Annotated in this window: 10 protein-coding genes and 1 tRNA gene; 7 read left to right on the plus strand and 4 right to left on the minus strand. The window is 68.2% G+C overall.

Annotation, left to right across the window (positions count from 1 at the left end; translation table 11 throughout):
- Window positions 1-1,509 (minus strand): PhoX family protein (locus tag V6M46_RS01465; RefSeq protein ID WP_332661928.1); only part of this gene is annotated, 1,509 nt, incomplete at its 3' end.
- 138 nt (window positions 1,510-1,647) lie between these two features.
- On the opposite strand from V6M46_RS01465, the gene V6M46_RS01470 reads away from it, so the two are divergent.
- Window positions 1,648-2,328, plus strand: a complete 681-nt coding sequence (locus V6M46_RS01470) for a GAF and ANTAR domain-containing protein (protein WP_332661930.1) — start codon at window positions 1,648-1,650, stop codon at window positions 2,326-2,328.
- A 1-nt stretch (window position 2,329) separates the two neighbouring features.
- Here the strand turns inward: V6M46_RS01470 and V6M46_RS01475 are convergent, their stop codons facing one another.
- Both V6M46_RS01475 and V6M46_RS01480 read right to left on the minus strand, forming a co-directional pair.
- The gene (locus V6M46_RS01475) at window positions 2,330-2,758 is read right to left on the minus strand and encodes a phosphatase domain-containing protein (RefSeq protein ID WP_332661931.1); all 429 of its coding nucleotides are present in this window, start codon (window positions 2,756-2,758) and stop codon (window positions 2,330-2,332) included.
- The gene (locus V6M46_RS01480) at window positions 2,679-3,938 is read right to left on the minus strand and encodes a CdaR family transcriptional regulator (RefSeq protein WP_332661932.1); all 1,260 of its coding nucleotides are present in this window, start codon (window positions 3,936-3,938) and stop codon (window positions 2,679-2,681) included. Before V6M46_RS01480 ends, V6M46_RS01475 begins: the two co-directional genes overlap by 80 nt.
- A gap of 116 nt (window positions 3,939-4,054) precedes the next feature.
- Here V6M46_RS01480 and V6M46_RS01485 point away from each other — a divergent pair, with 116 nt between their 5' ends.
- The 5 genes from V6M46_RS01485 to V6M46_RS01505 all read left to right on the plus strand — a co-directional run bounded on the left by V6M46_RS01485 (window position 4,055) and on the right by V6M46_RS01505 (window position 8,171).
- The gene (locus V6M46_RS01485) at window positions 4,055-4,981 is read left to right on the plus strand and encodes a substrate-binding periplasmic protein (RefSeq protein WP_332661934.1); all 927 of its coding nucleotides are present in this window, start codon (window positions 4,055-4,057) and stop codon (window positions 4,979-4,981) included.
- Window positions 4,978-5,697 carry an amino acid ABC transporter permease gene (locus tag V6M46_RS01490; protein ID WP_332661935.1) on the plus strand — a complete coding sequence of 240 codons (720 nt, stop codon included), beginning with the start codon at window positions 4,978-4,980 and terminating at the stop codon, window positions 5,695-5,697. Before V6M46_RS01485 ends, V6M46_RS01490 begins: the two co-directional genes overlap by 4 nt.
- Window positions 5,694-6,443: an amino acid ABC transporter ATP-binding protein gene (locus V6M46_RS01495; protein WP_332661937.1), complete on the plus strand. Its 750-nt coding sequence runs from the start codon at window positions 5,694-5,696 to the stop codon at window positions 6,441-6,443. Before V6M46_RS01490 ends, V6M46_RS01495 begins: the two co-directional genes overlap by 4 nt.
- Window positions 6,443-7,705: an NAD(P)/FAD-dependent oxidoreductase gene (locus tag V6M46_RS01500; RefSeq protein ID WP_332661938.1), complete on the plus strand. Its 1,263-nt coding sequence runs from the start codon at window positions 6,443-6,445 to the stop codon at window positions 7,703-7,705. Before V6M46_RS01495 ends, V6M46_RS01500 begins: the two co-directional genes overlap by 1 nt.
- A gap of 94 nt (window positions 7,706-7,799) precedes the next feature.
- On the plus strand, window positions 7,800-8,171 hold the full coding sequence (locus V6M46_RS01505; RefSeq protein WP_332661940.1) for a VOC family protein: 372 nt from the start codon (window positions 7,800-7,802) through the stop codon (window positions 8,169-8,171).
- 10 nt (window positions 8,172-8,181) lie between these two features.
- On the opposite strand, the gene V6M46_RS01510 is transcribed toward V6M46_RS01505, so the two are convergent.
- Window positions 8,182-8,255 (minus strand) — tRNA-Met (locus V6M46_RS01510).
- A gap of 27 nt (window positions 8,256-8,282) precedes the next feature.
- Here V6M46_RS01510 and V6M46_RS01515 point away from each other — a divergent pair.
- Window positions 8,283-8,969: PIG-L deacetylase family protein (locus tag V6M46_RS01515; RefSeq protein ID WP_332661942.1), on the plus strand; the 687-nt coding region annotated here is incomplete at its 3' end.

An 8,969-nucleotide genomic window follows, 5' to 3' on the forward strand; every position in this document is an offset into this window, starting at 1 on the left:
GTTGGTCAGCGCGATGTAGACCTTGCCGCTCTGCGGGCTCGGCTCGACGTCCTCAGGGCGGTCCATCTTGGTGGCGCCGACCTTGTCACCGGCCTGGCGGGTGAACAGCAGCACCTCCTCGGCGGTCATGCCGTCGACGTACGAGTGGGTGCCGTGCACCAGCGGGATCCACTCGCCCGAGCCGTCGAACAACCCGTCGTCGGGGAGCGTGCCGGAGCCGTCGATCGGCCCTGAGTCACCGGTGAACTTCGCCACGTAGAGCGTGCCCTCGTCGAGCAGCGTCGCATTGTGGCGGCGGGCTGCAGCAGTCTGGCCCGATGCGACCTTCTTGTCCGACACGAACTTGTAGAAGTAGTCGAAGCGCTCGTCGTCGCCCATGTAGACCGCGACCCGGCCGTCGCTCGTGATGCGGGGCTGGGCCGCCTCGTGCTTGAAGCGTCCGAGCGCCGTGCGCTTCTTGGGCGTCGACTGCGGGTCGTACGGATCGACCTCGACAACCCAGCCGAACCGGTTGGGCTCGTGGGGCTCCTTGGCGATGTCGAAGCGGTCGTCGAAGCGTTCCCACTTGCGCTCGGTCGCGGTGCCCGAGATGCCGTAGCGCTTGAGCCGTGCGGCCTGGACCGGATCGGTCACGGTCGCCGCGTTGGCGAAGTACTGGTTGATGTTCTCCTCCGCCGTCAGCCAGGTCCCCCACGGCGTCAGGCCGCCCGAGCAGTTGTTGAGGGTGCCGAGGACCGTGCGACCGTCCGGGTCCGCCGACGTGCGTACGAGCGGGTGTCCCGCAACCGGGCCCGTCAGCTCGAACTCCGACCCCGTGTGGAGGCGACGGTTCTTCCGGTCGCCGACGATCGGGCGCAGCGATCCGTCTCGGTCGGACTCCTTGACGGCGACGACGCTCAGGCCGTGGGCGGCCCACGCGATCTCGACCTGCTCACGCGTCGGGTTGGCGGCGTCGTACGCCGGGAACATCAGCGTCTCGCTGGTGTACTCGTGGTTGATCACCAGCAGCTTGGTGCCCCGGCCGTACGGCAGCAGGCCCAGATAGTCGTTGTTGAAGCCGAACTGGCCGCGCTGCGCCTCCGCCGTCTGCGCGTGCACGTCGAATGCCGGAACGCCCTTGAACAGCGGGTCGCCCCACGCGATGACGACCTTCTGGTCGTAGCCGGTCGGCACGACGACGGCGTCGATGACATTGGGCGGCACGGTGGCGAAGCCGAGGCCGGGGGCAAAGCCCTTCGCCGGTGCCTTGGCCGTCGTGGCGGCCGCGGCGGAGCCGCTCCTGAGGGTGGGCGCGACCAGGCCGGCGACGCCGACGACGGCACCGGCGCGCAACAGGCCGCGGCGGGAGACTGCGGAGCGCATCATGTCGCCGAAGTACTCGTTGTCCGAGCAGTTGGGCGCTTCCTGCGCGCACGCGTTGCCGCACCGATAGAGGCACGTCACGGAGGATCGTCCCGGTCGGTGGGGAGACTGCTCGTCGTGCTTCTGGCGTGGTTCGATCGTGAACATGCAGGGTCCTCCCAGGACGTCGTCGGTGTGCTGACAGTGACGCTAGGGGCGGCGGTCGGCGGTCAGCCCAACGTCGGGTGAACGTTCGATGGACAGCGGCAGACGCATGTCTCGCAGCGATCCGGGTAGGTACGGGGCGTGGCCGACGAGGAGCTGCAGGACACCGTGCGACGTCTGGCCGAGGCGTTCAAGCCCGGCGACTTCGACGCGACCCTCGAAGCCATCACCGCGGCAGCGGTCGAGGTGCTGCCCGCAGTGGAGTACGCCTCGATCACGGTCAAGCACGCGGACGACACGATCAACACCGTCGCGCCGACGGATCCGGTCGTCCTCGACTTCGACGCCAAGCAGTACCAGCTCAGGGAGGGCCCGTGCTACGACGCGGCCGTGAATTCCGCGCACGTCATCGCCCCCGACATCGCGACTGACGAGCGCTTCCCCACCTACGGCCCGTACGTCGCGTCGAGGGGCATCCGCGCCCAGGCCGGGCTGCGCCTGTTCGACGCTCCCGCCTCCCAAGGCGCGCTCAACCTCTACTCGCGCCAGACCGGGGCGTTCGAGGACTTCTCGACGATCGCCGACCTGTTCACCCACCAGGCCACGGTGGCGATCGGCTACGCCCGCGAGATCGCCGACCTGAATGACGCGATCCGCACACGTACGACGATCGGCCAGGCCGTCGGGATCATCATGGAGCGCTACCGGCTCAGCGACGAGCGCGCGTTCGCGTTCCTGACCCGGCTGTCGCAGCACCGCAACGTCAAGCTGCGGATCATCGCCGCGGAGATCGTCGCGGACGTGGAGCGACGCGGCACCTGACTCAGTCGACGACGTGGACCTCGATGCCGTTGTCACGCCACAGGTCGATCACGGCCGGCTTGTCGTCCCACGCCTCCAGCACCGTGAAGCCGTCGTCGGCGATCTGGGCGAGGATGTCCTTCTTGATCAGGACGTCCTTGCGGTAGTCGCCGACGATCCGCATGTAGAGGGCGTCGTAGGGGATGCCGTGCTCGACGAGCCAGTCGAGCGTGAGGTCACGCCAGATGAACTCGCGGGACGTCACGACGAGAATCGCTCGCCCCTTGTCGTGCTCGGCACGAGCGGCCTTGACGACCTTAGGCCTCGGCGGGCAGGTCGCAGACGCGGCGTGGAACGCGTGGAAGTCCTTGTCAGGACCCTTGATGAAGTGCTCGATCGTCGTGGTGTCGCACAGCGTGCCGTCCATGTCGAAGATCACCGCGTCGCGCATGCCCCGATTCTGTCGTACCCCCTTGGTCGAGGGTGTCAGCCACGCAGGCGAGGTAGAGCGCGAGCCAGCGCCTGCGGTCCGACGCGGGAAGGGCCATCTGCTCCGAGATCCGCCCCAGTCGGTAGACGAGGGTGTTCCGGTGGATCCCGAGCGCGGCCGCCGCAGCGACCAGCACGAACCCGCTCTCGACCCACGCGATGACCGTCGACCGGGTGAGCGGCCAGTCCCCCGTCGACGCCATCGGGGCGATCGTCTGCGCCTTGACCCGGTCGCGCACGCCCGGCGGGACCGCCAGCAGCAGCTGTTCGGTCCGCAGGTCCGCGATGTCGTACGGCGGAGCCAAGCCCGTCGACAACCCGATGTTGAGGGCCGTCAGCGCCTCCGCGTATGACGTGGCGATGCCCTGCTCGTCATTGGCCACGCCCCCGACGCCGATCCGGCACGTGCCCCCGACCACGTCGTCGATCCTGGCGGCAAGGTCCGAGAGATCGTCGCGGCTCAGGCTCGTGCTGGTGTGCCGCCGCAGCACGACGTGCCGGAACGGGCTGAGCGAGCACGAGAGGTTCTGCGGGTCGTGGAAGATCTCGCGCACCAACCGCAGGGGTGACGAGCTCACCGATTCCAGCGTCGGGGAGGCACCGACCTGGACGACGATGGCCTGTCTGGGGAGCCGGAGGTCGAAGCCGAAGTCGCGGGCCCGCGAGGTCACGTCGGCGGGATGCTCCGGGTCGTAGTTGAGCAGGTCGCGCAGGAGCGACTCGAGAACCCGCTCGCGGGTCATCCTGGTGCGCAGCACGACCGCCTGCTCGAGCAGGATCTCGGTCTGCCGTTTCACGACCTGGCCGAAGCGGGTGACCTGTGACGGCGTCCCGGTGATGCCCACCGTCCCGACGACGGCACCTTCATGGATGATCGGCAACGTCATCCCCGGGCGTACGCCGGTCAGCTTCGCCGCCTCCTCGGCCGTGTGCGACTCGACACGCTGGTTGGCGACAACGCTCAGGGACGCCTCATGGAAGCTGCCGACGCGAGTCAGGTCGCCGCTGCCGATCACGGTGCCGTCAGCGTCGGTGATGATGATGTTGAGGCCGATGATGGCGCTCGTGTCGCCCGCGATCTCCTGCGCGAGCGCCGGAGTCAGGATGCCGGAGTCCGGGGCCGGCGCGATATCCGCTGTCATGTACGCATCGTACGAGCATCACGCCCAGATGCCCGTGATATTCGTACGTTTGCACCGATGCTCATGGGCTCCGGCGCCCCTAGACTCCCTTCAAATCCCAAGCGGAGGTGCCCCGAATGTTCCCCAGATCCACCCGCAAGCGCGCCGGTCTCGGCCTGCTGGCCCTTGCAACAGCCCTGACCCTGTCGGCATGCGGAGGCGACGAGACCTCCAGCGCCAACGCCCCAGGTCTCGACACCCTCGAGCCGGGCGTCATCAAGGTCGCCGTCCAGCCCTACGCGCCCTACACGTCGGTGACGGCCGGCAAGCTCACCGGACTCGACAGCGACATCCTCGAGGCGGCAGCGAAGAAGCTCGGCCTGAAGGTCGAGCCGCAGGTCACCGACTTCAACGGGATGCTCGGTGGCGTCCAGTCCCACCGGGTGGACATGTCGATCGGCGGCATCGCGTGGTCGGCGGAGCGCCAGAAGGAAGGCCTCTTCACCGATCCCGCCTACTACTCGCCGCCGGCGATGGCGGTCCACGGCTCGACGACGTACGCGACGGTCGCCGATCTCGAGGGCAAGAAGCTCGGCACTGTCACGGGGTATGTCTGGGTCAAGTCGATCAAGGCCATCGAGGGCGCCAAGCTCGGTGCCTACCCGGACGCGAACGGCGTGCTCAACGACCTGTCCTCCGGGCGGCTGGATGTCGGCTTCCTCGATCCGCTGATCATCATCGACGCCAAGAAGAAGCGCCCCGACCTCGACTTCGAGACCCAGTACCTCACGCCCCCGACGGCCGAGCAGATCAAGGCGGCACCGGCCCTGGAGTACCTCGCTCCGTACCAGGTCAGCTTCTACGTCGCGAAGCAGGAGCCCAAGCTCGAGGCGGCGATCTCCAAGGAGATCGACAAGATGTACGCCAACGGGGAGCTGGAGGCGCTGATCAGGAAGTACGGCGGCGACCCCGAGCAGTTCCTCAAGCCGACCCCGGAGATGTCGACCTCTCGGCAGGGCGTCGACCGGCCCGATGACTGGGCGGCACCCGGATCGACCTCATGAAGGTCCCCTGGAGCGACTACGCGCCGGACCTGATCTCGGCGCTGTGGAAGACCCTGGAGTACACCGTGCTGGGCTTCATCGGTGCGGTGCTCCTGGGCCTGGCGCTGGCCCTCATGCGGCTCAACCCGTCGCGCCTGCTGCGGTGGCCGGCGGCGGTCTACACCGAGCTGTTCAAGAACGTCCCGCTGCTCGCGATCATCTTCATCACGTACTTCGGGCTGGCGTCGATCAACATCCGGCTGGATGCGTTGATGGCCGGCGCCCTCAGCCTGGTGATCTTCTACGCGGCGTACCTGTCGGAGATCTTTCGCGCCGCGCTTTCGGGCGTACCGGCCGGCCAGCAGGAGGGCGCGCAGGCGCTGGGAATGAGCCGGGCACGGTCGTTCCGGCAGGTGATCCTCCCCCAGGCGCTGCGGCTGGCGCTCCCGGGCACGGCCACGATGCTGGTCGACCTGCTCAAGTCGACCTCGCTGCTCGTGACGATCGCGGCCGGCGAGCTCATGAGCGAGGCACAGCTGATCTCCTCGGAGACGTTCCGCGCGATGGAGGTCTACCTCGTGATCGCGGCGATCTACTTCGCGGTCTGCTACCCGGTGTCGCAGCTGCTCCTGCTGTTCGAGCGCAAGGTGATTGCCGGCACGCCGTTGACTCGCGGGAGGCGGCGACGCCTCAAGAAGGCGACCGCGCTGCTCCAGCAGACGGGGGTCGCCTCATGACCGCCCTGATCGAGATCACGAGCCTGCGCAAGTCGTTCGGCCCGGCCACCGTGCTCCACTCGGTCGACCTGCAGGTGCAGGCGGGCGAGATCGTCACGATCCTGGGCCAGAGCGGGGGCGGCAAGAGCACGCTGCTGCGCTGCATCAACCTGCTCGAGGTGCCCGACTCCGGCGAGATCAGTGTGGCCGGCGAGTCGGTGTTCTCCGGGACCAAGGTCGTGGCGAAGGACCTGGCTCGGCTTCGGCAGAAGGTCGGCATGGTGTTCCAGCGGTTCCACCTGTTCCCCCACCTGACCGCGATCGAGAACGTGATCCTCGCCCAGACCAAGGCAGCCGGGATCTCGGAGGACCAGGCCATCGAGACCGCCGTACGCCTCATCCGTCGCGTCGGCCTCGCCCATCGTGCCCTCGCGTTCCCCGACCAGATGTCCGGCGGCGAGCAGCAGCGCGTCGCGATCGCCCGCGCCCTGGCGCTCAACCCCACGGCACTGCTGTTCGACGAGCCGACATCAGCGCTCGACCCGGAGTCGACCCGCGAGGTGCTCACCGTGATGCGCGAGCTCGCGGAGGGCGGCATGACGATGGCGATCGTCACTCATGAGGTGCCGTTCGCGCGGCAGATCTCCGACAAGGTGGCGTTCGTCGATGCGGGCCTGATCGTCGAGCAGGGGCCGCCGGAGCAGGTCATCGGAGCGCCGCGCGAGGCGCGTACCAAGGCCTTCCTGAACGCATCCAGCGCGGCGTGATGCCTGACGACACGACCGTCGTGATCGGCGGCGGCATCATCGGTCTGGCCTGCGCGTACGAGCTGGCATCGGCCGGTCGTACTGTCCACGTCGTCGATCGCGCGCCGATCGGCACAGGTTCGTCCGGCGGCAACGCGGGATGGGTCACCCAGAGCCAGTGCTTCCCCGTGCCCGCACCCGGTGCCGTGCGCACGGCGCTGAGGTCAGCCGGGCGATCCGACGCGCCGTTGTACGTACGTCCGTCGCTCTCGCCGGCGCTGCTGCGCTGGCTGTGGGAGTTCCGGAAGTCGTGCCGTCCCGCAGCGTTCGCCCGCGGCACGAGGGCGCTGACGGCGCTCGCGGAGGATGCCGATGCGGCGTTCGGCAAGTGGGCGACCGACGGCATCGACACGACGCTGAGCCGCCCCGGACTGCTGCACGCCTTCCTCGACGAGAAGGAGGGCGAACGTACGCTCGCCCTCCAACGGTCGATTGCCGGCGGACGATTCGAGGTGCCGGACGCTCCCCTGTCGACCGAAGACGCCCTCCGGCTGGAGCCGGCTCTGAGCGAGCACGTCCGCGCGGCGTACCTGATCACTGACGAGGGCCTCGTCGAGCCGCGCCTGCTGCTCGGCTCCCTGGTCGAGCGGCTGCACGCCCTCAACGTGCCGATCAGCGACCGCCGCACGGTGACGGGCTTCCGCGTCGAGCACGGTCGCGTGCGTGGCGTCCTGCTCGACGGCGAAGCGCTCGACTGTTCGGAGGTCGTCATCGCCGGGGGCTCGTGGTCTGCCGAGCTGCTCGCCGGTCTCGGGTCGCGTATCCGGATGCAGGCCGGCAAGGGCTACAGCTTCTCGGTCAACCTGCCGGTCCCGCCGCGGCATCCTCTCTATCTCGGCGACAAGCACGTGGCGGTGTCGCCGATCGGCGCAACGACCCGGGTCGCCGGGACGATGGAGTTCTCCGGCAACAACCTGCGTCTGGACTGGCGCCGGATCGAGGCGATCGCTCGCGCCAGCCGCCACTACCTCGGCGACTGGTTCGGCCACAGCGACGAGCTCATCGGGCTGATCGCCGATCCGTGGGTCGGCGGCCGTCCCATGCTGCCCGACGGGCTGCCCCTCATCGACCGGATTCCCACTGTCGACAACGCGTACGTCGCGACCGGCCACGGCATGCTCGGCGTCACCCTGGCGCCGAGCAGCGCCGCCGCGCTCGCCGAGCTGATGACCACCGGCGTCCGGCCCGCGGTGCTGCAACCGTTCGGATTCGGCCGGGGTTGAAACCCCCCGTCGGGACTATCGTCTTCGCCATCCGAGCGGCGTACCGTCAGATTCAGGGTGTCTCTCGGGGGTTGAGAGTAAAGGAATAGCCATGTTGAGTGATCTTGAAATCTACGCCGTCGTCCCCGCCTCTGATCTTGGACGAGCACGGGAGTTCTACAAGGACAAGCTCGGCCTCGAACCCGCGAAGGAAACGCGCGACGGGCTGATCTACGAGGGCAAGGGGTCGAAGTTCCTGCTGTACGAGACCCAGTTCGCCGGCACGGCGCAGAATACCGCGATGAGCTGGATCACGAATGACCTCGACGGGGACATGGCGGACCTGCGCAGCAGAGGCGTGACATTCGAGGACTACGACTTCCCGGGCCTGAAGACCGAGAACGGCGTCGCGACGGTCGAAGACGGCCGCGGAGCCTGGTTCAAGGACTCCGAGGGCAACATCCTCGCGCTGACCGAAGGCATGTGACGCGCTGTTGTAGGGAGGGCGGGGCTCGAACCCGCGACCCAGGGATTATGAGTCCCCTGCTCTAACCAGCTGAGCTACCTCCCCTTGGGAATGCTGGCTTAGCCTAACCGTATGGAACCCACACCACTCGAGCCCGTCAACGAGAGCTGGGACAGGGCCCTGGTGGTCGTGGCGCATCCCGACGACGTCGAGTTCGGCGCCGCCGCCGCGATCGCGCGCTGGACCGACCAGGGCAAGACCGTCGTCTACTGCATGGTGACGAGCGGCGAGGCCGGAATCGACGGCATCGCACCGGACGAGTGCCGCGAGATCCGGACCGCCGAGCAGATCGCCTCGGCGAAGATCGTCGGCGTCGACGAGGTCGAGTTCCTCGGCCTGCCGGACGGCATCCTCGAGTACGGCGTGCCGTTGCGCCGGGCGATCACCGAGGTCGTACGCCGGCACCGCCCGGAGGTCATCATCACCAACAACTTCCGTGAGACGTGGGGCGGGACGATGCCCAACCAGCCCGATCACATGGCAGTCGGGCGCGCGGCGCTCAACTCCGCCGGTGATGCGGGCAACCGCTGGATCTACCCCGAGCAGCTCGCAGGTGACCTCGAGCCGTGGGGCGGCGTCACGCAGGTATGGGCCTCCGGCTCCCCCAACAGCACACATGGCGTCGACACGACGGACACGTTCGACCGTGGCGTCGAGTCGCTCCAGGCCCACAAGGCGTACATCGACGGCCTGGGCTGGGAGAACTTCGATCCGGCCGAGATGCTCGAGGGCATGTCGCGCCCGACCGGATCGCGCCTC

The sequence above is a fragment of the Aeromicrobium sp. genome (assembly GCF_036676885.1).
Lineage (GTDB): Bacteria > Actinomycetota > Actinomycetes > Propionibacteriales > Nocardioidaceae > Aeromicrobium.

Bases quoted from the DNA above. Each gene is read 5' to 3' on its own strand.
- V6M46_RS01475 (WP_332661931.1), bottom strand. From the start codon at position 2,758: ATGCGCGACGCGGTGATCTTCGACATGGACGGCACGCTGTGCGACACC.
- V6M46_RS01480 (WP_332661932.1), bottom strand. From the start codon at position 3,938: ATGACAGCGGATATCGCGCCGGCCCCGGACTCCGGCATCCTGACTCCG.
- V6M46_RS01485 (WP_332661934.1), top strand. From the start codon at position 4,055: ATGTTCCCCAGATCCACCCGCAAGCGCGCCGGTCTCGGCCTGCTGGCC.
- V6M46_RS01490 (WP_332661935.1), top strand. From the start codon at position 4,978: ATGAAGGTCCCCTGGAGCGACTACGCGCCGGACCTGATCTCGGCGCTG.
- V6M46_RS01495 (WP_332661937.1), top strand. From the start codon at position 5,694: ATGACCGCCCTGATCGAGATCACGAGCCTGCGCAAGTCGTTCGGCCCG.
- V6M46_RS01500 (WP_332661938.1), top strand. From the start codon at position 6,443: ATGCCTGACGACACGACCGTCGTGATCGGCGGCGGCATCATCGGTCTG.